Origin of the sequence: Sphaerisporangium rufum (assembly GCF_016863395.1) — a bacterium.
In the GTDB taxonomy this organism is placed as follows: domain Bacteria; phylum Actinomycetota; class Actinomycetes; order Streptosporangiales; family Streptosporangiaceae; genus Sphaerisporangium; species Sphaerisporangium rufum.
Genome location: NZ_BOOU01000014.1, coordinates 1 through 19,575 on the forward strand (window position 1 = coordinate 1; position 19,575 = coordinate 19,575).

Sequence of the window (19,575 nt, forward strand, 5' to 3'; positions counted from 1 at the left end):
TGGCGAACATCGCGGCACCGGCCGCCACCCCGGCCGCCGTCGCCGCGACGGCCAGCAGGCTCGCGGCGAGGATCTTCGCGGTGACCACCCGCCCCCGCGCCGGTACCAGGCAGAACGTGGTCAGCGCCGTCCGCTGGGACCACTCGCCGGTCACCGACAGCACGCCGAGCACCGGCAGCAGGATGGAGACCGGCAGCTGCGCGGTGCCGGTGACCGACCCGAACGTGCGCGCACCGCCCGCCCCGGAGAGCACCGCGGCACCGGCCGCGGCGAGCGCGAGGGCCAGGACGGCGACCAGCAGCCAGCGGCCGGCCCGGGTGTCGGCCGCCTTGCGCAGCTCCACCAGGGTCAGCAGCCTGATCGACGGCCGGCGGCCGCCGCCGGCCAGGTCCGTGGACCAGCCGGCCGTGATCGCGCTCATCGGGCGGCCTCCTCGTCCCGGCGGCCCTGCCCGGTCAGCCGCAGGAACTCCTCCTCCAGGTCACCGCCGGCCGCGACCAGCTCGTCCCGGCCGCCCTGGGCCACGATCCGCCCACCGGCGATCATCACCAGCCGGTCCGCGGTCCGCTCGACTTCGGCCAGCAGGTGCGAGGACAGCAGCACCGTGCCGCCCCGGTCGGCGTGCCCGCGCAGCAGCACCCGCATCCACCGGATGCCCATCGGGTCCAGGCCGTTGGCCGGCTCGTCCAGGATCAGGACCTCCGGGTCGCCGAGCAGCGCGTGCGCGATGCCGAGCCGCTGCCGCATGCCGAGCGAGTACCCGCGGACCCGCCGGCCGGCGGCCGGCCCGGCCAGCCCGACGACGCCGAGCAGCTCCTCCACCCGGCTCCGCGTGACCCCGAGCACCCGGGCAGACAGGGCGAGCACCTCGCGGCCGGTCCGTCCCGGGTGCTGGGCGGCGGCGTCCAGCAGGACCCCGACCCGGCGGCCGGGCATGCCCAGCGACCGGTACGGCCGGCCGCAGACCAGGGCGGTGCCGGACGTGGGCACCGCCAGCCCGCAGATCATCCGCATCGCGGTGGACTTCCCGGCGCCGTTCGGTCCGAGGAACCCGGTGATGGTGCCGGGCTCGCAGCGGAACGACACGCCGTCCACGGCGGCCCGGCCGCCGTAGCGCTTGGTGAGGTGGTTGAGTTCGATCATGTCCTCAGGCTGCGGCCCGGACCGCTCGCCGGTCATCGGCCCGCCGACGCGCCCGCCGGGCCCAAGGGCGCGGACCGCGGGCCGGCCACCCCCTACTTTGGTCGGTGGCCGGCGCGACCTTCGGTACTGCCCGCCGCCGGGGGCGCGCCGTACCCTGAGGCCATGTCCCCGCAGGCGCCCCTCGCCGTCCCGCGCGCGCCGGCCGTTCCCGCCGCCGGCCCACCTGGTGCTTCCTCGGTCCCGGACTCCGAGGCGACCCTGGTGCCGGACTCGACCCCGCCCTCGGGTTCCGGCATGGGCCCGATTCCGGACTCGGGCGCGGTCTCGATCCCAGGCTTCGGCTCCGCCTCGCCCCTGGGTTCCGGTGTGCCCTCGGTCCCGGGCCAGGGGGCGCCTCTGGTCCCGGGAGCCGGCGCGCCCCAGGGCCCGGTCGCCGCCGCGGTGCCGGGCGCCGGCTCGCCCCTGGATCCGGGCGCCGGACCGGTCCCGGGCGCTGCGACCGGGGCGCGGCGGGGCGGGTGGAGCCGGTGGGTGGACGTGAGCTGTGTGGTCCTCGCCCTGGCCTTCGGGGCGTTGTTGCTGCGGACCGGGAACGCCGGCGCGGCCGGGCCGGCCACCGGGTCGTGGCAGGCCGACGCGGCGGTCGGCACGCTGTGCTGCCTGGGCCTGTGGTGGCGGAACCGGTGGCCGCTGGGGGTGGCCGTGGCGCTGACGGCCGCCGGCGCGGTCTCGGGGATGGCCACCGCCGCGCTGACCGTCGCGACGTTCGCCGTCGCGGTGCACCACCGGGCCCGGGTCGCCCTGGCCGTCGCCGCCGCGAACGTCGCCACCATCGGCGTCTACTTCCTGCTGCAGGACGACCCGGCGTTCCCGATCTGGGTGGACTTCACGCTGCGGGGGGCGTTCCTGGCCGCCGCGGTGGGCTGGGGGATGTTCGCCCGCGCGCAGCGCCGGCTGGTCGCCTCGCTGCGCGAGCGCGCCGCGCGCCTGGAGACCGAGCAACAGATGCGCGTCGACCAGGCGCGGCTGACCGAGCGCACCCGGATCGCCCGGGAGATGCACGACGTGCTGGCGCACCGGCTGTCCCTGGTCAGCCTGCACGCGGGCGCGCTGGAGATGCGCGCGGACGCCCGCCCCGCGGAGGTGGCGACCGCGGCGGGGGTCATCCGGGCGAACGCGCACCAGGCCCTGGAGGAGCTGCGCGCCGTCATCGGGGTGCTGCGCGCGGGCACCTCGGAGGCGGCGGGCCCTCCCGAGCCGCCGCAACCCGGCCTGGCCGACGTCCCGGAGCTGGTCCAGGCCGCCCGGGGGGCCGGCGCCGAGGTCCACTACGAATGCGGGGCGGGCGCGGCGGCCGGCCCGGCGCCCGCCGTGGAGCGGACCGCGTACCGGATCGTGCAGGAGGCGCTGACCAACGCCCGCAAGCACGCCCCAGGCATGGCCGTCCGGGTGCTGCTCAGCGGCGCTCCCGGCGACGGGCTGCGCGTGCTGGTGACCAACCCGCTGCCGCCGCGCGACCCGCGCCACGGACCGCCCGGTGCGGGCCTCGGCCTGGTCGGGCTCGGCGAGCGGGTCGCGCTGGCCGGCGGCCGGCTGGACCACGGCGCCGGCCCCGCCGGGTTCCGCCTGGAGGCGCGGCTGCCGTGGCCCGCCTGAGCCACCGCCCGCCCGGCCGGGCGGGGGCGCGCCGATGACGGCCGGAGACGGCGGGGCGCGGCCGATCCGGCTGGCCATCGTGGACGACGACCCGCTGGTCCGGGCGGGCCTTTCCATGCTGCTGGCCGGGCAGCCGGACATCCAGGTGGTCGCCGAGGGCGCGGACGGCGCCGAGGCCGACGCCCTGGTGGACCGGCACTGGCCGGACGTCGTCCTCATGGACATCCGGATGCGCAAGGTGGACGGCCTGGCCGCCACCGAGCGGCTGCGCTCGCGGGCGAGCCCGCCGCAGGTGATCGTTTTGACGACCTTCAACGCCGACGATTACGTGCTGCGCGCTCTGCGGGCCGGCGCGAGCGGGTTCCTCCTCAAGGACACCCCGCCGCGCGAGATCGTCCGGGCGATCCGCGCGGTGGCGGCCGGCGAGCCGATGCTGTCGCCGGCGGTCACCCGGCGGCTGATCGAGCACGTCGCCGACCCGGAGGCCGCCCGGCGCCGCGCGCACGCCCGCGCCCGGCTGGACCGGCTCACCGACCGGCAGCGCCAGGTCGCCACGGCGGTCGGCCGCGGCGGCTCGAACGCGGAGATCGCCGCCGAGCTGGGCATGACCGTCCCCACCGTGAAGGCGCACGTCTCCCAGCTGCTGACCAGGCTGGGCCTGAACAACCGGGTCCAGATAGCCCTCCTCGTCCACGACGCCGCCCCCACCCGCTGACCGCCTGGCTCAGCGGTCGGCGCCCGCCTTGATCACGGGTCCGAACAGCCCTCAAGCGGCCCGATCGAGCAGCATCGCGCCGCCGGCCGGATTTCGGCCGTCCCGGACCGGGGGCCTGCCGAGGACGCCTCGGGTCGGTGGCGACCGGTCGGGCATTGTGCTTCTTCCGGCTCGCGGGGGCAGGCCCGGGGGAGACTTCACGGCCGTCATCGGCCGTTGTCTCCGGGCAGTACCCGGTCCTTCCTCGGCCTGCCGATCGTCCGAAGCCTCTTCGCCTCACCGGTGACCGCCGATACCTGGTAATAGGTGATCTCCGCCGGAGTGTCCGATCGGACGATCAGGTGCCCCGCGCCGTCGAAGTCGACGTCCTTGACGTATCGGCCGTGCGGCAATCGCACGGTCACCGGGGCGGTCGTCCGGCCGGTCCGCAGGTCGAGAAGTTGGAGCTCGCGGTATCGGCCCTTCCGGTACACCAGTACCACCGCCGTCACGTAGTCGCCGGCCAGCGCGTGCGGCGTCACGCGCGTCTTCAGTCGTGTCCAGGTACGCAACCTTCGGTCGTACACCGTCACCTGGTCCCTCGCGTACGAGGCGAGCAGCAGCCGCTGCTGGTCCGGGCTGAAGCCCACGAGGTAGCCGTCCGCTTCGTCGGTGGGTCGCAGCTCCTTGCCCGTCCGCAGATCCACCATCCAGATGCCCGGCCCTGACGTCTCGATGACCACGTATGCGCCGTCGGCGGACACGGTCGTCCACTGCTCGTTCAGGCCGCCCACCGTAAGGGACGAGTCCACCACCCGTTCCGCGCTGTCGAGGGTGCGCTCGACGAACCGGCCGTCCGATCTCCGGTAATAGAAGAAGTGCCGCCCATCGCCGCTGAGCTGGAAAGGGACCGGATCACCGGCGTTGGCCGCGTCGGCAGGTGCCTTGACCAGCGCCTCCGGCACGTCCCGCACCTCTCCGTCGTCCAGCACCAGCTGCCAGCGCCGCGCGCGCTTCGCATACGCGATCTTTCTCGCGGTGACGTGGGTCGCGGTGGCATGGGTGACCGCCGAACCGGCGGTCGCCGAGGTGCCGGCGGTCACCGGCGGTTCAGCGGTCGGCGCCGGGGCGGTCATCGACGGTGGACCGATCAGCGGCACGGCGCCCAGGAGAAGCGCCGCGAGAGTCGTTCTGGATCCCATAGATCATGAGATGCCGGAGATCCTGCTGAAGTTCGCAGCTCCTGCGAGCCGGTCCGGCCGGAACCGGGTACGGACGTCCAAGCCGAGAGCCGGGACAGGAGTGAAAGAAGCAGGGCGAAATTCGCCGTGATGAATAACGTCTGCGCTCGGCGAGGGCGACTGGATGGATCGGCTCCGGTTCGCGCGGACGATCGCCCCATGAGCGTGTCGGGACAGGAATGTCGAGACGCTGAAACGTGGGGTGGTGGACGGCCGGATATGTGAGAATGGGCCGCGCGATGTCCGGCGTCCACGGCCTTTGGAGGGCTTTCATGCTCCGGCGACCAGCAGGACGGGCGGACGCCCGCCGGTTACCGCCGCACCTCTGTTATCCGCTGGCCTTCGTCCTGAACTCGGCGCTGGGGTTCCTCGGGCAGTTCGCGTTCTTCTATTTTTATTACGTGGCGCGTGACGTACTGGCGAACCTGGGGATCGGGTCTTGGGGAATACCGTTCAGAGACGGCTATCTGGGGGCGCTGGTCCTCGGGTTCGCCGCGCTGACCGTCTACGCCGCGATAATGGCGGCGGCGAACCTCGTGGTCGTTCGTTTCTCATCGGTGTCGCGGCGACCGTACTGGGGTTTCGCAGTCATCGTGTCGTCGGCGTCCTCCGCCGTTCAATTGCTGTGGAACATGGGGGAACTCTGACCCGGGAGGTCCGCCATGTTCCGGTGTCCACGTTCTCCGCTTCTCCTCCCGCCGTTCAGGACGTGGGGTGGAGGTGGTGGGCGAGCCAGGTGAGGGCCTGCGGGTAGCGGTATTCGATGGCGCCGTGGCCGGCGTCGAACAGCTCGAAGCGGATCACGTCCTCGGTGACGCCGTGCGCGAGCAGCGCGTCGCGGAACGCCTGGGCGCCGAGGTCGAGCTGGTATTCGTCCCGGGTGCCGGCGTCGATCCAGATGGCGCGCAGCGAGCGCAGGGCCTCGGCGTACCGGGGGACCATCCGGACCGGGTCCCAGTCCAGCCAGCGCCGCCACACCTCCTCGCGCAGCACCCCGGTGCGCGGGTCGAACGGCAGCTCCGGGGTGCCGTCCGGCCGGGCGGAGAAGGCGGCCGAGCAGCCGAGCACGCCGAGCAACGTGTCGTCGGCGGGGTGGGTGAAGGAGGTGCGCGAACGGAAGTCGGCCCACCATTTGTGGATGTCGCCGTCGAAGTCGCGCAGGTGCCGGACGGCCCGGGCGAAGTCCGGCAGGTAGCAATACTCGTAGAGGGTGTCGCCCGCGTGGGTGGCCAGCGCGCCGAACAGGTCCGGGCGCAGCATCGGGGTGATCATGGCGCCGAAGCCGCCGCTGGACTTGCCGCTGATCGCCCGGTGGTCGCGATCCGCGAGCGTCCGGTAGCGGGCGTCCACCCAGGGGACCACCTCGTCGCACAGGTAGGAGTGGTACGGCCCGGTGCCGGCGGAGTCGACGAACTGGCTGCCGCCGTACGCCGTCCAGGCGTCCACGTAGACGACGATGACCGGGGGCGCCTCGCCGCGGGCGAAGACCTGGTCGGCCGCCTCCGGGAACGGCACGCGGAACGGCGTGCGGTTGCGCCACATGGCCAGGTGACCGGTGTACCCCTGGATGACGTAGACCGACGGGTAGCGCCGGCCTGGATCGTCGTCGTAGCCGGGCGGCACGTACACCCACAGCGGGCGGCGGTGCGGGTCGTCCAGCGGGTTGCCGCGCAGCAGCCCGCTGTCGAACTCGTGCTCGTCCAGGCGTCCGGCCAGGTCGCTCTTCCACGGCAGCATCGGCGCTCTCCTTCGTCCCTGTTTTTCCTACCACGCCGCCCGCTCACCCGGCCCGGTCTCAGCAGTCCCGGCGGGCGGTGGCCGCCCAGGCTCCGAGGACGGCGGCCAGGGCCCAGGCCAGCAGCACCAGCAGTCCCACCGGCCGGGGCAGGGCGAGCTCCGGGCTGCCGGAGGCGCCGAGGAAGCTCAGGGCCGCCTCGTGCGGCAGCAGGCGCACCACGCCGGGAGCCAGGCCGCCGAGCAGCGGGGACACCAGCACTGGCAGCGCCACCAGTACGGCGAGCGGGGTGACGGCCGTCCTGGTCAGCAGGGCGAACCCGAATCCCGCCAGGCCGAGCAGCAGGTGGACCGCCGCGTCGGCCGCCGTCCCGGCCAGCGCCTGCCCCAGGGGCGCGTCGCCGAGCGCGTATTGGACGGCGTGGCCCGGCAGCACGACGGGGAGCGCCGCGACGGCCGGTACCGCCAGGCTCGCCAGCAGCTTGGCCAGGAAGAACCGGTGGCGGTCCGGCACCGCCAGCAGGCTCGCCCGCAGCTGCCCGCCCCGGTACTCGCCGCCCGCCGCCAGCACCGGCACCGCCGCGAAGGCGTAGCCGGGGGCGAGCAGCACGATGCCCAGCCGGGCGATCGGGGTCGGCCCGCCGGCGGTGGCGACCCGGACGGCGTCGGTGCCGGCCGCCAGGCCGAGCAGCAGGCCGGCCGCCAGGGCGACGGCCAGTGCCGCCCACGTCGCGGGCAGGGTGACCATCTTGGTGACCTCGGCACCGACCAGGTCGGCCGGCCGGATGTCCGCCGGCGGCCGGCCGAGTGGAGCGGCCTTCATCGCGCGCCTCGCGGGACAAGGGTGGCAGCGGTCGCCGCGACCCGCGAGGCGCGGGGGAGCGCGGCCGTGGTGGTGGTCATCGCATTCCGCCGGATCAGGGTGGGCGCGGTCGCAGTGGTGGTCATCGGGCGTCCCGCCGGGTCAGGGCGAGCGCGGCCACGGTGGTGGTCACCGTCGCCCAAGTGATCAGCACCGCCATGGCATGCCCCGGGCCGGCGGACAGCGTGATCCCGTCGCCGGGGCTCAGGATCAGGTTCCGGCCCGCGCTGAGCGGGACCAGCGCGTCCAGTGCCGGGGCGATCGAGGCCAGCACCTGGGTCATGGTCAGCGCGGCCAGGCCCACCGTCACCAGGATCCCGGCGAGCGTGCTTCGGGTGATCATGGTGATGGCGTAGGTGGTGAGCCCGGAGAGCACCGCGTGGGCGACGAACCGGCCCTGCGCGGCCAAGGCGGCCGCGCTTACCGGCAGGCCGGGGTCCCAGTCCTTGACGGTCACGTACATGAAAGCCGTGCTGATCGCCGCGACGGCAACCGCGAGCGCCAGTAGGAACCCGCCGGTGGCGAGCGTCTTGGCGCAGACCAGCCGCCCGCACCGTGGCACCGCGAGCAGCGAGGTGCCGAGCTGCCCGGCGCGGAACTCCTGGCCGGCGGCGACCGCGGCGACCAGCGGCAGGAACAGGTCCATCTGGAACGACGCGGCCGCCAGGTACTCCACCAGCGCCTCGCGAGCCGGCCGCACGTCACCTGGGAACCGCTCGATCATGCCGTCCGGGGTGATCGCGTGCACCGCCGCGGTGTCGGCGGCCACGTTCTGGGCCAGCACGAGCACGTGCAGGGCGACGATCGCGCCGGTGCCGAACCACACCGCGCGCAGCGTGACGATCTTCGTCAGCTCGGCGCGGGCCGCGGCGAGCGTGTCCCTCACCATCGTCCCTCGCCCTCCTGGTCCGTGGCCGCCGGGTCCCCGGTGAGCGCGAAGAACGCCGCCTCCAGCGACGGATGCCCGGCGCTGATGTCGTCCAGTGGGGCGTCCGCGACGATCCGGCCACCGGTGATCACGATCGCGTGGTCGGCGGTGCCGGCCATCTCCGCCATCAGGTGGCTGGACAGCAGCACGGTACGGCCGGCGGCGGCGTGGTCGCGCAGCAGCTGCCGCACCCGGCGGATGCCGTCCGGGTCCAGCCCGTTCACCGGCTCGTCCAGCACCAGGATCTCCGGATCGCCGAGCAGCGCCGCGGCCAGCCCGAGCCGCTGCCGCATGCCGAGCGAGTAGCCCTTCACCCGCCCGCCGGCCGCGTCGGCCAAGCCGACCAGTTCCAGCACCTCGCGCACCCGGCGGCGCGGTATCCGGTTGCTCCGCGCCATCCAGGTGAGATGGTCGACGCCGCGGCGCTCGGGCACCGGCCCGGCCCCGTCCAGCAGCGCCCCCACCGTGCGCAGCGGGTGGCGAAGGTCGCGGTAGCGCCGTCCGTCGATCAGCGCGGTGCCGCCGTCCGGGCGGTCCAGGCCGAGCAGCACGCGCAGCGTGGTGGACTTCCCCGCGCCGTTCGGCCCCAGGAAGCCGGTCACCAGTCCGGGCCGGACGGTGAAACCGACGTCGTCCACCGCGGTCTTGCGGCCGTACCGCTTGGTGAGCCCAGTCACCTCGATCATCCCTCACCTCGTGTCTCGTCTCGGGAGACCCAGCATCGAGCGAGGTGGCGGCCGGGCGCGTCACCCGGAAGTGGACGTCCGGCGCGGCTGGTGCAGCAGCCCTGTCTGGCAGGCCGGCGCACGCTGGTCGCTCCACCCACCGCTCGGCGAGGGCGGCGGCACGTGTGGGGAAGTCCGCCATCCGGCCTGTTCCGGAGACGTTGCACCGCACCGCCGCCCCGCCTCACGACGTATCCCTAGTCCTGCCAGGGATCCACGCCGAGTCTTTCGGCGGCCTGCTTCAACCCGTCGGGGACGAGTCGCCACCGTCCCGCCGGCTCACGCCCCTGATCCCGGCGGAGACCGTCGGACACCGTCCGGGCAGCCCGCTCGGCCGCCGCGCGCATCGCGCTGTCTTGCGGCCTTGGTGGCTCATCGGACGTACGCTGCGGCGGACACGGCGCGCGCGACCCCTTGCGGGTACGGCGGTACGCGACTTCGAACCAGACCGTACGTCCGGCCTCGTCTTGATACACGCCCCACCGGTCAGCGATCGTTTCCACCAGTAGCAGGCCGCGCCCGCTCTCGCTGAAGACATCACCCTGAACATGGGGAACCGTCTCGCCGCCGTCATCAACGACATCGACGTGCACACTCTCCCAGCAGTCCGCCAGCGCGAGGGTCACCCGGCCCCCTTGACGAGATACCGAGTGCACCAGGGCATTCGTGACGACTTCCGAAACCAGCAGTGTCAGATCATCCAGAGCCGGGTGATCCGGTCCCAGCTTGTCCCGCACGTACTGTCGCGCCTTGCCGGCTGCTTCGGGATGGCCGGCGAAGTCCACAACGCCGAGTAAGTTCCCTCTCGTCCTATTTTCCCTCTCCGGCGGGCTAGTCCTAGGCTCTGCCACAGATCGCACCTCCACTGTGCGGTCAAGGGACCCGTATGGCGCTGACCTCGCCTGCGGGTCCCGCTGGTTCCACCGCATGTACGGTCCGTATCAAACGGTGCACTCTAGAGTGACGACGTGTGACGTCCTATTCAAGGCCGTTGAAAGGACTTCTAGAGGACCTTCGAGGGCCACACAGAGTCGCTCCTGTGCAGCTTGAGGCCTCTTCCGCCCATCTGCGAGGTACTCTGGCGCTGAGTGTCCATCGCTAGCAGGAGGAGAGATCTTGCCTCGTTCGGTTGGTAACGCCCAGCTCAAAGCGGCGCGCCAATATGCCGGTTATGCATCCCAGCAGGCTCTCGCCGACGCCTTGAACCGTGCGGCCCCCGGGCTCGGACTTGGACACATGGCCATCAGCGTTCGCCAAGTGCGTCGCTGGGAGTCGGAGCGCCCACCGTGGCCCCACGCCGACCACCAGCGTCTTCTAACGCACGTACTGCAATCACCCATAGATCAGTTGGGATTCACGCCGCCGTGGGAGACCGCTGCTGCCACGCCGACCCGCGGTCCGCACCCGTCCGCGCGCGCCGGCAACCACAATGCGAATTCAGCCTTTCCCCTGCCCAAGGGAAACGATTCCGTGCAGCCGGACACGATCAGCGTCGATTTCGCGGCCATAACCACGGCTTATCGTCGCCTCTATTGGACGGTTCAGTCCGCCCAGCTTCATTCGGCGGTCCTTGAGCATGGTCGGCTCGGAACGCAACTCCTCGCGGAGACGACAGGTCTGGCGCGTCGCCAACTTGCCGCGTCACTGGCAGAAGCGCTCATGCTGGTTGGCCGTATCGAGTTCTTTGATATGCGACAACCGCAAGAAGCCGATGCGACATTCGTTCGCGCTCTCCAAGCCGCAGGTGAGGCCAACGATCCACTGCTCGGGTCGGCCATATTGGCGCATGCTGCTTTCGTGCCCGGCTGGAATGGGAAACGCGAGGAGTCGGCTGAGCGCATGAGGGCCGCACGGACTTACGCTCGGCGTGCCATGGTTTCGAACGAGTTCCTCGCCTGGCTCGATGCGGTCGAGGCCGAATGTGAAACGCGCTGTGGCCATACCAGGGAAGCGCTGGCCGTCATCGCCCGTGCGGAGGTGACGCTGCAGTCTCCAGCCGCCGCTCATTCGCCTGACTGGTTCAACTGGTTCTCTCCCACACGGCTTTCGGCCTTCAAAGGCAACGTCCAACTGAAGGCAGGTCATCTGCCGCAGGCAAGGGAGACCTTGTTGCACGTACTGCGTGAGCTGTCCGCCACCGACAGCAAGCAACGTACAGTCGTCCTAGGTGATCTCGCGGCCGTTGACGCTGCCGAGAGCAAGCCCAGAGACGCATGCGAACGCCTCGAAGAGGCGCTCGATCAGTTGGCGCTGACCTGGTATGCGGTGGGAATGGATCGCATCAGAGACGTCCGTCGCGCCCTACAGCCGTGGGCCCATGAGAAGTTCGTGCAGCAACTTGACGATCGCCTGTACGAGTGGAGAACAACTCTTAGTGCATTGCAGCATTGAGAATGCTGATCCGATCAGGAAGCTCTCTCAGTGAATCTATCCGCATGGTCGCGATTTTTTCGGCTTCCGGGTCGCTCTGCTGAATCAGACCCCACGGGCCTCGTCGGATCAAGGCCGTGTAGAGGCCTACGGAGGCGGCCGGGCGTATATCGTTGTCCAATCGGTCGCCAACGTACAGAATCTCGTCGTGCCGGCATGGAGCGACGTCCGTCAAGCGCCTGAAGAACTTGGGATCAGGTTTCGCGACCCCCCAGTCGTCCGATGTGGCGACCATGTCCGATGGCAGCTTCATTTCCCGCAGTATTTCGCCTGCCCTTGCAGTCTGATTTCCGGCTATGCCGACCCAGAATCCAGCAGCGCGAAGCTCGCTGAGCGCAGGCCTCACGTCCGGGTAGAGGTCTGATTCTCCGAACCATTCACCTTGGCCCGCCTCGATGCGTCTCACCCGTTCCTCCGTCAGGTCGAACCCCGGCCGGAAGACCTGAAACGTCTCACGATAGTCCAAGCCCTGTGCGATGACGGCGCCGAAAACTGCGGAAAAGGTGTGACGTGGTACGCCGAGCCAGTCCGCCCATGTCCCGTATTCGCGGCTCTCGTCTACCAGGCATTCACCGACGTCAAACACCACGGCTCGAATCATGGCGATAGCTTACGGCGATCGCCGCAAGTGCGGGAACAGGCGGGAACCTTCCGCCGAGGCGGCTTCTCTTTCCTATGCCTTCGGCGGGCGGGCGCGTCACCCGGAAGTGGACGTCCGGCGCGGCTCGTGCAGGAGGCCGGCCTGGTAGGCGAGGACGGCCAGGTGGGTGCGGTCCCGGACGTCCAGCTTGGCGAAGATCCGGCGCAGGTAGGTGCGCACGGTCTCCAGGCTCAGCCGCAGCTCGTCGGCGATCTCCTGGTTCGACCGGCCGCGGGCGACCAGCCGGATGACCTCCAGCTCGCGAGGCGACAGCACCCGCCGGGTGAACGCGTGCCGCTCGTCCGGGCGGCGCGGGCGGAACCGGTCCAGCAGTCGCACGGTAACCTCCGGGGCGAGCATCGCGTTCCCCGCGTGCACCGCTCGGACCGCGTGCAGCACCTCCGCCGGGGACGCGTTCTTCAGCAGGAAGCCGGACGCCCCCAGGGTGAGCGCCTCGTGCACGTACTCGTCCAGGTCGAACGTGGTGAGCATCACGACCCGGGTGCCGGTCTCGGCCAGGATGCGCCGGGCGGCGGCCAGCCCGCCGGTCCCGGGCATCTGCACGTCCAACAGCGCGACCGCCGGCCGCAGCGCCGCCACCAGCCGGGCGGCCGTCGCGCCGTCGGCCGCCTCCCCGGCGAACCGGAAGCCCGGGGTGCGTTCGAACAGCCTGCGGTACGCGCCGCGCCACCCCGCGTCGTCATCGGCGAGGAAGACGGAGATCCGCTCCAGGTCGGTCATCAGGCACCTCCGCGGGCTCGGCTCGGCCACCCGATGCTGCCACGATCCCGCACGGGCCGGGGGCCTTCCCCGGCGAGCGCGGTCTCCGGCCGGCGGGCGATCACGATCTCACGGGCGGGCGGCCGCGGTCACCGGACGTCGCCGGCCGGCAGCCGGGCCGTGACCTGGAAACCGCCCGCCGGCCGGGGACCCCACTCCACCGTGCCGCCCAGCGGGCGGAGCCGCTCCCGCATGCCCCGCAGTCCCGTCCCGGAGCCGGCGGGCGGCGGCGGGCCGCCCGGCGTCCGGGCCCCGCCGTCCTCGACCCGCAGTACCAGCAGGCCGCCCTCCCGGCCGATCCGCACCGAACACCGCGCGCCGGGCGCGTGTCGCACTACGTTGGCCAGCGCCTCCTGCGCGACGCGGAACGCCGCCGCGGCCGTCCGGTCGCCGATCGGGCCGCCGGCGTCGAGCTGGACGTCCACCTCGACGCCGGCGGCCCGGGTCGCCCGGACGGCCGCCGCCAGCGCGTCCAGCCCGGGTCCGGGCCCGCCGTCCGGGGCGCGCAGCGCGCGCACCAGCCCCTGCACCTCCTCCAGCGCGGTACGCGCGTGTGCCTCCACCTGCGACAGCGTGTCGCGCAGCTCCTCCTCGCGGGTGCCGGGCAGGCTGAGGGTGACGGCCGACTGCGCCAGGACCACCCCGAGCGCGTGGCCGACGGCATCGTGCACGTCCCGGGCCACCGCCAGCCGCACCCGCATCCGCTCGGCCTCCCGCGCCGTGGCGATCTGCCGGCCGGTGGCGGTGCCGAGCAGCCAGGCCACGCCCAGCGCGGCCACCGCGACCACCACCTGCCGTGCCGGGCCGGGCTGGGCCCCGGCCGGCACCGCGGTGACCATCGCCAGGCCGGTGAACGTCCCGGCCAGCACCCCGGCGACGATCCGGGTGCGCCGGGCCTGCTCGATCGCCAGCGGGTACAGGCACCAGGCGGCGGCCAGCATGGGGTCCTGGCAGATCCCGAGCAGGGTGCCGAGCACGGTGCCGGCCGCGGCCGACAGCGTCGCGGCGGCCGGCGCGCGCCACCGCAGCGGCATCGCCCCGGCGGTCACCCCGGCCAGCACCGCCCCGGTGACGGTCTGCTGCCACGGCCCGGCGGCGATCGCCGGCCAGGTCCAGAACGCCGCCACGACGCCGGCCGCCGCGCCGCCGTCCACCAGTGGCCGGAGCCTCGCGGGCCGCCGGTCGTCCATCAGGCGGTCAGCCGTCCGGCCGGGCGCCGTCCCGGCCGGCCGCGGTCCGGGCGCCGCCGTGGCCGCGCGTGGTCCACGCGTTATCAGGGTCGTGGGCGGGCCGCGCGTCGTCGTGGCCGGGCCTGGTCCGCGCGTGCGTGGGCCGGATGGATTCGTGGCCGCCCGGGCGGGGGCGGGTGGCGGCGGTGTGGACGGCCCAGGCGAGGGCGGCGCCGGCGGCGTACCAGGCAAGGTCGGGCGGGTTGAACGTGCTGCCGAGCACCAGCCGGGCGAGCGGGCTCTGCGCCGACAGCTGGGCGGGCACCCCGGTGAGCTGGGCGAACTCCACCGCCCAGCTCGCCAGAAGGGACAGCGCCGCGGCCGTCGCCGGCCGGATCCGCGGCGCGGCGGTCACGGCCAGCGTGTACAGCAGCACGGTGTACAGCGCGTCACCGCCGTATTTGGCCACCGGGCCCGCCACCACCGCGCGCAGTACCAGGGCGGCGGCCACCGTGCCGAGCGCGGCCGACAGCGCGAGCACCCGCCGCCGGCCGGCACCGGGCGCCGGGCGGCGAGCGGCGGCCGGGAGCCGGGCGCCGGACCTCGGTACCGGCACGGCTCCACCGGACGGCCGTCGGTCCGGGCGGGGGCGCGGGCCATCGGGGCGGGACGGCGGGGCCGGCGGGCCACCCGGCGGCGGCGGGCCGCCGGCGCCGGGCGGCGAGGTCATCCGGAGAAGGTGCGGTCGAGGTTGGCCAGGCCGTTGTCGGCGTAGCGGCGGGCGCCGGTCTCCACGCCGTAGGCGATGTCCTCCAGCAGCGAGCAGCGGGCGTAGAAGGCGGCCCGCTCCCGGTCGGCGGCGTCGCACCGGCGGCCGTAGTGGTCCAGGGCCCGGTCGAAGACCTCCGGGCCCAGGTCACGGTAGATCAGCGCCAGGTCGCGCACCGGGTCGGTGATCGCCGCGTCGCTCCAGTCGATGACCCCGGTCAGCGCGCCCGAGGCCGGGTCCACCAGCAGGTGCTCGGCGCCCAGGTCGTTGTGGCAGAAGGCCACCGCCTTCGGCTCCGGCGGCGGCGTGCGGCCCAGGAAGGCCTCCACCCGGCGGCGGCCGTCCGGCGGCAGGTGCCCGGCGACGGCCCGGTAGTCGCGCTCGGCGTCGGCGAGCCAGGCCGGCGGCGGGTAGACGTCCCGGGGCACCAGGTGTTCGACCTGGTCCAGCGGGGCGTCGTGCAGCCGGCCGGCGAACCGGCCCAGCGGCTCGGCCAGCCGGCCCGGCTCGGCGACCGGATGCTCGTTCAGCGGCACGCCGGGCAGCTTGGCGTAGGCGAGCACCCCGGCCTCCTCGTCGGCGAAGACCGGCTCGGGCACCGGCAGGGTGGACAGCCGGGCGACCAGGGCGAGCAGCCCGGCCTCCCGCCGGACGGCCTCCTGCCGCTCGCCGGGGTCGGCGGACTTGCTCACCCGGACGATGATTTCGCCGTCGATCTCGTAGGCGAGGTGGTCGGACCCCTCGCCCAGCAGGGTCGGCGTGCCGATCTCCCGGCCGGGGAGGTGCCGGCGGAGCGACACGTGGATAAGATCTTGCACACCCGCACCCTAGCCCGCGCCGCGCGCCGCCGAGCGCCCGTTTCGCCGGTCCTGCGCCGCCGTGGCGTGCGGTTCAGCCGGTTGACCTGCGGTTATGGTGGTGGGATGGCGACCGGGTCCATCACGCTGGCGTTCTTCGGCGACGTCATGACCGGACGCGGTGTGGACCAGATCCTGCCGCACCCCGGTGATCCCGTGCTGCGCGAGTCCTACATCAAGGACGCCGGCGGCTACGTCCGGCTGGCCGAGCTGGAGAGCGGCCCGATCCGCCGGCCGGTGGACTTCGACTGGCCGTGGGGCGACGTGCTCGACGTGCTGGCGGCCACCGCGCCCGACGCCCGGGTGATGAACCTGGAGACCGCCGTCACCCGCTGCGCCGACTTCGCGCCCGACAAGGTCGTGCACTACCGGATGAACCCCGCCAACGTGCCGTGCCTGACCGCCGCCCGCCCGGACGCCGTCGTGGTGGCCAACAACCACGTGCTCGACTTCGGCCGGGACGGGCTCGCCGAGACGCTGGACACGCTGGCCGGCGCGGGGCTGCGGACGGCGGGCGCCGGCCCGGACGAGGCGGCCGCCGAACGCCCGGCCGAGGTACCGATCCCCGGCGGCCGGCTGCTGGTGTTCGCCTTCGGCACCACCTCCAGCGGCATCCCGCCGGCCTGGGCGGCCGGCCCGGACCGCCCCGGCGTGTACCTGATGCCGGAACGGCCGGACGCGGCGGCCGCGGCGGCGGCCCGGATGCGCGCCGCGGCCCGCCCGGGCGACATCGTGGTCGCCTCGGTGCACTGGGGCTCCAACTGGGGCTACGAGGTGCCGGGGGAGCGGGTGGCGATGGCGCACGCCCTGGTGGACGGCGGAGTGGACGTGGTGTTCGGGCACTCCTCGCACCACCCCCGGCCGGTCGAGGTGTACCGGGACCGGCTGGTGATGTACGGCTGCGGCGACTTCATCGACGACTACGAGGGCATCTCCGGCTACGAGGAGTACCGGGACGACCTGCGGCTGCTGTACCTGGTGTCGCTGGAGCCGGACGGGCGGCTGGCCGGCCTGCGGATGGTGCCCTTCCGCAGCCGGCAAATGCGCAACCGGCTCGCCCCGGACGAGGACGTGGCCTGGTTGCGCGGCCTGCTGAACCGGGTCGGCCGCGAGTTCGGCACCCGGGTGGACGGCGGGCCGGACGGCATGCTCACCCTGCGCACCGGCCGCGACTGACCCGGGTCGCCCCCGGCCGCCGGCGCGCGCCATGTACGCCCACCTTGGATGGGACACCGCGGGGACGTGCCGGCCGGCGCCGGACGCCGAGACCGCGGATGTGCCGCGCTCGCCGAACGGCTGGAGGCCCTCGGCGACTGGCTTGGACCATGGTGCTTGGCCGCAATCGCAGGAGAGTGTCCCGGCCGGGCGGCTAGCGTCGCCCCATGGCCAAGCAACCTCTACCTGGTGCCGAGTACTACGCCGGCCTGCCACACCATGTGGTCGGCGCAGGCGCGGTGCTCCGCGACAGCGACGGCCGCGTGCTGCTGGTACGGCCCGCCTACCGCTCCGACACCTGGGAGATCCCCGGCGGTGCCCTGGAACACGGCGAATACCCCTGGCAAGCCGCTGTCCGCGAAGTGAAGGAGGAACTCGGCCTGAACCTTCCCCCAGGCCGGTTGCTGGCCATCGACATCGTCCCCACCCAAGACGACGGACGACTCCCGCTGATCAACTTCCTGTTCGACGGCGGCGTCCTCAGCCCGGCCGAGGCCGCTGCCGTCCGCCCCTGCGACGAGGAACTGTCCGCCGTCGCCTGGTCCACCCGCTCAGAGTGGACCGCCCGGTTGGCCCCGCATATGGCCCGCCGCATCGACGCCTGCATGCACGCCGTCGAGACGGGCCGCACCGTCTACCTGCAGTACGGCCGACCGCTGGAAAACGGTCACCAATAGCGCCGCCGCACCTGTCCGGCCCGGTGTGGCGGATCCGACGGCCGCACCGAAAGGGCCCCGTGACTTCCCTGTTGAACGCACCCCCCATCCGACTCGATCAACCGGTCCGGACCGGTACGCTCACCGCGCGCGCGATGCGGGTTCCGACGAGCCGTTCGGCCGCGGCCAGCGGGTACCAGGCCGCACCTCCCACTTCGGACTCCTGGATACGCCCCACATCGGCGTTCGTCATGAAGGCGTACCCGATGTCGAGGTGGTGGTGAGCCGGCTCGTTCTTCTCCGGCCGGGGCGGAACCAAGCCGTACTCGACGTAGACCGGGATCGGTGAGGCTGGGAACACCTGCCGGGGGTCGACCCCGGTCTCTTCGGTCAACTCGCGCAGCGCCGCGTCGATCAGCGTGGCATCGGCAGGCTCCAGGTGCCCTCCAGGCTGCAGCGGGATCCCGTACGCGAGGTGGTCGATGAGCAGGATCTCGCCGTTGCGTACCAGCAGCGCACTGGCGGTCACATGCATCACGAAGTTCCGCCGCGACGCGAACCCCTTCCCTTGCGACAGCAGCCCGAGCGGCTCAGATAGCAGCAGCGTGTCGTCTGCGTAGCGTTCGAGGTAGGCGGAGACCGTAGCCAAGATGTCCGAGTCACTGATCGCCACGGGCGCCTCCACATCGGCAGTTGTCCTACGAGGCAAACGCACTTTACAAGGCAGGGTCGCCTTGTAAGGCCCCACGTGGCGTGAGCACCACCCGCCATCGGGGACGGGCTGCTCGCCGGTCATGGTGGGCTTTCTTCCAACGTGCCGAGTTGCCGCGATCCGGCGCGCGGCCCGTCCCGACGGGGGCCGGCTGGGTACCGTTGCCGGGTCAGCGCCCGGAACGATCACCAGGAGCAGCAGATGACGGCGACCGCGGACGCCCCGCAGCAGTTACCCTTCGACCCGGCGTGCCCGTTGATCGGCGTCGAGGAGGAGTACCTCGTCGTGGACCCGGCGACCCGGGAGGTGGCGCCGCGCGGCGCCGACGTGGCGCGGCGCGCCGCGGCCGGGCTCGGCCCGCTGGTCGGCACCGAGATAACCAGGTTCCAGGTCGAGACCAGGACCGACCCGTGCGGCGGGCCGGCCGAGCTGGCCGGGCAACTGGCCCGGCTGCGCGCCGGGGTGGCCGAAGCCGCGCGGGAGGAAGGGCTGGCCGTGGTGGCCACCGGCACGCCGGTGCTGGGCGAGGCGGTGCCGCCGCCGATCCACGACGGCCCGCGGTACGAGGCGGGCATCGCCACCTACGGTGCGCTGCACGACGAGCAGAGCATCTGTGCCGGGCACGTCCACGTGCACCTGCCCGACCGCGAGCAGGCGGTGCTGGTGGGCAACCACCTGCGGCCGTGGCTGCCGGTGCTCATCTCGCTGACGGCCAACTCCCCGTACTGGCTGGGCCGGGACACCGGGTACGCCGGCTGGCGGACGCTGTCCTGGGGCAAGTGGCCGGTGGCCGGCCCGCCGCCGTACTTCGCCTCCCTCGCCGAGCACGAGCAACTGGTCGCGGCGCTCACCGGGACGGGCGCCCTGGTGGATCCGGGCACCATCTTCTGGGACGTCCGCCCGTCGGCGCGGCTGCCCACCCTGGAGGTGCGGGTGACCGACGTGCCCGCCACGGCGGGGGAGTCGGCGCTGCTGGCCGCGCTGGTCCGGGCGCTGGTCGTGGTGTCGCTGGACCGGGTCGGCGGCGGCGACCCCGGGCCGCGCCCGCCGGAGGCGCTGCTGCGGGCCGCCTACTGGCGGGCCGCCCGCGACGGGCTGGCCGGGCACGGCGTGCACCCGGTGACCGGGGCGCTGCGCCCGGCGGTGGAGCTGGCCGCCGAGCTGGCCGAGCACGTCCGCCCGGCGCTGGCGGGCACCGGCGACCTCGACCTGGTGACCCGGGGGCTCGCCCTGCTGCGCGAGCACGGTACCGGCGCGGCCCGCCAGCGGGCCGCCTTCGCGCGCGGCGGCCCGGCCGGGGTGGTCGACCATCTGATCGCCGCCTTCACCGCGCCCTTCGGCCCGCCGGACGCCGGCTGACCGCC

At 73.2% G+C, this 19,575-nt stretch carries 20 protein-coding genes and 2 pseudogenes; 8 read left to right on the forward strand and 14 right to left on the reverse strand.

Annotated features, from left to right (window positions below; genetic code table 11):
• Positions 1-421 (reverse strand): annotated as a pseudogene (locus tag Sru01_RS05590) (hypothetical protein); the annotation flags it as partial.
• Entirely contained in the window at positions 418-1,143 is a 726-nt protein-coding gene (locus Sru01_RS05595) for an ABC transporter ATP-binding protein (RefSeq protein WP_203982781.1), read from the reverse strand. The pseudogene Sru01_RS05590 and the gene Sru01_RS05595, both read right to left, overlap by 4 nt.
• 294 nt (positions 1,144-1,437) lie before the next feature.
• Between Sru01_RS05595 and Sru01_RS36695 the strand changes: the two are divergent.
• The 3 genes and pseudogenes from Sru01_RS36695 to Sru01_RS05605 all read left to right on the forward strand — a co-directional run.
• Positions 1,438-2,088, forward strand: a pseudogene (locus Sru01_RS36695) (hypothetical protein); the annotation flags it as partial.
• A 60-nt stretch (positions 2,089-2,148) separates the two neighbouring features.
• Positions 2,149-2,799, forward strand: coding sequence for a sensor histidine kinase (locus Sru01_RS36525; RefSeq protein ID WP_373869493.1), 651 nt, complete (start codon positions 2,149-2,151; stop codon positions 2,797-2,799).
• Between the two features lie 34 nt (positions 2,800-2,833).
• On the forward strand, positions 2,834-3,514 hold the full coding sequence (locus Sru01_RS05605; protein WP_203982782.1) for a response regulator transcription factor: 681 nt from the start codon (positions 2,834-2,836) through the stop codon (positions 3,512-3,514).
• Positions 3,515-3,720: 206 nt separating this feature from the next.
• Here Sru01_RS05605 and Sru01_RS05610 read toward each other — a convergent pair whose 3' ends face one another.
• Positions 3,721-4,653: a YncE family protein gene (locus Sru01_RS05610; protein WP_203982783.1), complete on the reverse strand. Its 933-nt coding sequence runs from the start codon at positions 4,651-4,653 to the stop codon at positions 3,721-3,723.
• A 353-nt stretch (positions 4,654-5,006) separates the two neighbouring features.
• Between Sru01_RS05610 and Sru01_RS05615 the strand changes: the two genes are divergently transcribed.
• Complete coding sequence (locus Sru01_RS05615; RefSeq protein WP_203982784.1) at positions 5,007-5,381, forward strand: hypothetical protein; 375 nt, start codon at positions 5,007-5,009, stop codon at positions 5,379-5,381.
• A gap of 55 nt (positions 5,382-5,436) precedes the next feature.
• Here the strand turns inward: Sru01_RS05615 and Sru01_RS05620 are convergent, their stop codons facing one another.
• From Sru01_RS05620 to Sru01_RS05640, 5 genes are all read right to left on the reverse strand, one after another.
• Entirely contained in the window at positions 5,437-6,471 is a 1,035-nt protein-coding gene (locus tag Sru01_RS05620) for an alpha/beta hydrolase (protein ID WP_203982785.1), read from the reverse strand.
• A gap of 58 nt (positions 6,472-6,529) precedes the next feature.
• Entirely contained in the window at positions 6,530-7,291 is a 762-nt protein-coding gene (locus tag Sru01_RS05625; RefSeq protein WP_203982786.1) for an ABC transporter, read from the reverse strand.
• Positions 7,292-7,412: 121 nt separating this feature from the next.
• Positions 7,413-8,219, reverse strand: coding sequence for an ABC transporter permease (locus Sru01_RS05630; protein WP_203982787.1), 807 nt, complete (start codon positions 8,217-8,219; stop codon positions 7,413-7,415).
• Positions 8,213-8,944 (reverse strand): ABC transporter ATP-binding protein, encoded by a 732-nt coding sequence (locus tag Sru01_RS05635; protein ID WP_203982788.1) that lies wholly within the window; start codon positions 8,942-8,944, stop codon positions 8,213-8,215. Before Sru01_RS05635 ends, Sru01_RS05630 begins: the two co-directional genes overlap by 7 nt.
• A gap of 236 nt (positions 8,945-9,180) precedes the next feature.
• Positions 9,181-9,768, reverse strand: a complete 588-nt coding sequence (locus tag Sru01_RS05640; RefSeq protein WP_203982789.1) for an ATP-binding protein — start codon at positions 9,766-9,768, stop codon at positions 9,181-9,183.
• Positions 9,769-10,099: 331 nt separating this feature from the next.
• Here Sru01_RS05640 and Sru01_RS05645 point away from each other — a divergent pair, with 331 nt between their 5' ends.
• The gene (locus Sru01_RS05645; RefSeq protein ID WP_239136976.1) at positions 10,100-11,374 is read left to right on the forward strand and encodes an NsdA family TPR-like regulatory protein; all 1,275 of its coding nucleotides are present in this window, start codon (positions 10,100-10,102) and stop codon (positions 11,372-11,374) included.
• Here the strand turns inward: Sru01_RS05645 and Sru01_RS05650 are convergent.
• The 5 genes from Sru01_RS05650 to Sru01_RS05670 all read right to left on the reverse strand — a co-directional run bounded on the left by Sru01_RS05650 (position 11,355) and on the right by Sru01_RS05670 (position 15,589).
• Positions 11,355-12,002, reverse strand: coding sequence for an HAD family hydrolase (locus tag Sru01_RS05650; RefSeq protein WP_239136978.1), 648 nt, complete (start codon positions 12,000-12,002; stop codon positions 11,355-11,357). The two genes, Sru01_RS05645 and Sru01_RS05650, sit on opposite strands and share 20 nt — an antisense overlap.
• 108 nt (positions 12,003-12,110) lie before the next feature.
• Positions 12,111-12,794 carry a response regulator gene (locus Sru01_RS05655; RefSeq protein WP_203982791.1) on the reverse strand — a complete coding sequence of 228 codons (684 nt, stop codon included), beginning with the start codon at positions 12,792-12,794 and terminating at the stop codon, positions 12,111-12,113.
• Between the two features lie 128 nt (positions 12,795-12,922).
• Positions 12,923-14,023 (reverse strand): sensor histidine kinase, encoded by a 1,101-nt coding sequence (locus Sru01_RS05660; RefSeq protein ID WP_203982792.1) that lies wholly within the window; start codon positions 14,021-14,023, stop codon positions 12,923-12,925.
• A 7-nt stretch (positions 14,024-14,030) separates the two neighbouring features.
• Positions 14,031-14,618, reverse strand: coding sequence for a ribosomal maturation YjgA family protein (locus Sru01_RS05665; RefSeq protein WP_203982793.1), 588 nt, complete (start codon positions 14,616-14,618; stop codon positions 14,031-14,033).
• A 110-nt stretch (positions 14,619-14,728) separates the two neighbouring features.
• On the reverse strand, positions 14,729-15,589 hold the full coding sequence (locus Sru01_RS05670; RefSeq protein WP_203982794.1) for a phosphotransferase family protein: 861 nt from the start codon (positions 15,587-15,589) through the stop codon (positions 14,729-14,731).
• A 105-nt stretch (positions 15,590-15,694) separates the two neighbouring features.
• Here Sru01_RS05670 and Sru01_RS05675 point away from each other — a divergent pair, with 105 nt between their 5' ends.
• A complete protein-coding gene (locus tag Sru01_RS05675) occupies positions 15,695-16,804 on the forward strand; it encodes a CapA family protein (protein ID WP_203982795.1) in 1,110 nt (369 codons plus the stop codon).
• A gap of 206 nt (positions 16,805-17,010) precedes the next feature.
• Entirely contained in the window at positions 17,011-17,520 is a 510-nt protein-coding gene (locus Sru01_RS05680; RefSeq protein WP_203982796.1) for an NUDIX domain-containing protein, read from the forward strand.
• Positions 17,521-17,617: 97 nt separating this feature from the next.
• Here Sru01_RS05680 and Sru01_RS05685 read toward each other — a convergent pair whose 3' ends face one another.
• A complete protein-coding gene (locus Sru01_RS05685; protein ID WP_203982797.1) occupies positions 17,618-18,172 on the reverse strand; it encodes an NUDIX hydrolase in 555 nt (184 codons plus the stop codon).
• Between the two features lie 240 nt (positions 18,173-18,412).
• Between Sru01_RS05685 and Sru01_RS05690 the strand changes: the two genes are divergently transcribed.
• Positions 18,413-19,570: a carboxylate-amine ligase gene (locus tag Sru01_RS05690; RefSeq protein ID WP_203982798.1), complete on the forward strand. Its 1,158-nt coding sequence runs from the start codon at positions 18,413-18,415 to the stop codon at positions 19,568-19,570.
• The last annotated feature ends 5 nt before the right edge of the window (positions 19,571-19,575 follow it).

Coding starts and splice junctions, on each gene's coding strand:
- Sru01_RS05595 (WP_203982781.1), bottom strand. CDS start 1,143: ATGATCGAACTCAACCACCTCACCAAGCGCTACGGCGGCCGGGCCGCC.
- Sru01_RS36525 (WP_373869493.1), top strand. CDS start 2,149: ATGCGCGTCGACCAGGCGCGGCTGACCGAGCGCACCCGGATCGCCCGG.
- Sru01_RS05605 (WP_203982782.1), top strand. CDS start 2,834: ATGACGGCCGGAGACGGCGGGGCGCGGCCGATCCGGCTGGCCATCGTG.
- Sru01_RS05615 (WP_203982784.1), top strand. CDS start 5,007: ATGCTCCGGCGACCAGCAGGACGGGCGGACGCCCGCCGGTTACCGCCG.
- Sru01_RS05620 (WP_203982785.1), bottom strand. CDS start 6,471: ATGCTGCCGTGGAAGAGCGACCTGGCCGGACGCCTGGACGAGCACGAG.
- Sru01_RS05625 (WP_203982786.1), bottom strand. CDS start 7,291: ATGAAGGCCGCTCCACTCGGCCGGCCGCCGGCGGACATCCGGCCGGCC.
- Sru01_RS05630 (WP_203982787.1), bottom strand. CDS start 8,219: ATGGTGAGGGACACGCTCGCCGCGGCCCGCGCCGAGCTGACGAAGATC.
- Sru01_RS05635 (WP_203982788.1), bottom strand. CDS start 8,944: ATGATCGAGGTGACTGGGCTCACCAAGCGGTACGGCCGCAAGACCGCG.
- Sru01_RS05655 (WP_203982791.1), bottom strand. CDS start 12,794: ATGACCGACCTGGAGCGGATCTCCGTCTTCCTCGCCGATGACGACGCG.
- Sru01_RS05660 (WP_203982792.1), bottom strand. CDS start 14,023: ATGGACGACCGGCGGCCCGCGAGGCTCCGGCCACTGGTGGACGGCGGC.
- Sru01_RS05675 (WP_203982795.1), top strand. CDS start 15,695: ATGGCGACCGGGTCCATCACGCTGGCGTTCTTCGGCGACGTCATGACC.
- Sru01_RS05680 (WP_203982796.1), top strand. CDS start 17,011: ATGGCCAAGCAACCTCTACCTGGTGCCGAGTACTACGCCGGCCTGCCA.
- Sru01_RS05690 (WP_203982798.1), top strand. CDS start 18,413: ATGACGGCGACCGCGGACGCCCCGCAGCAGTTACCCTTCGACCCGGCG.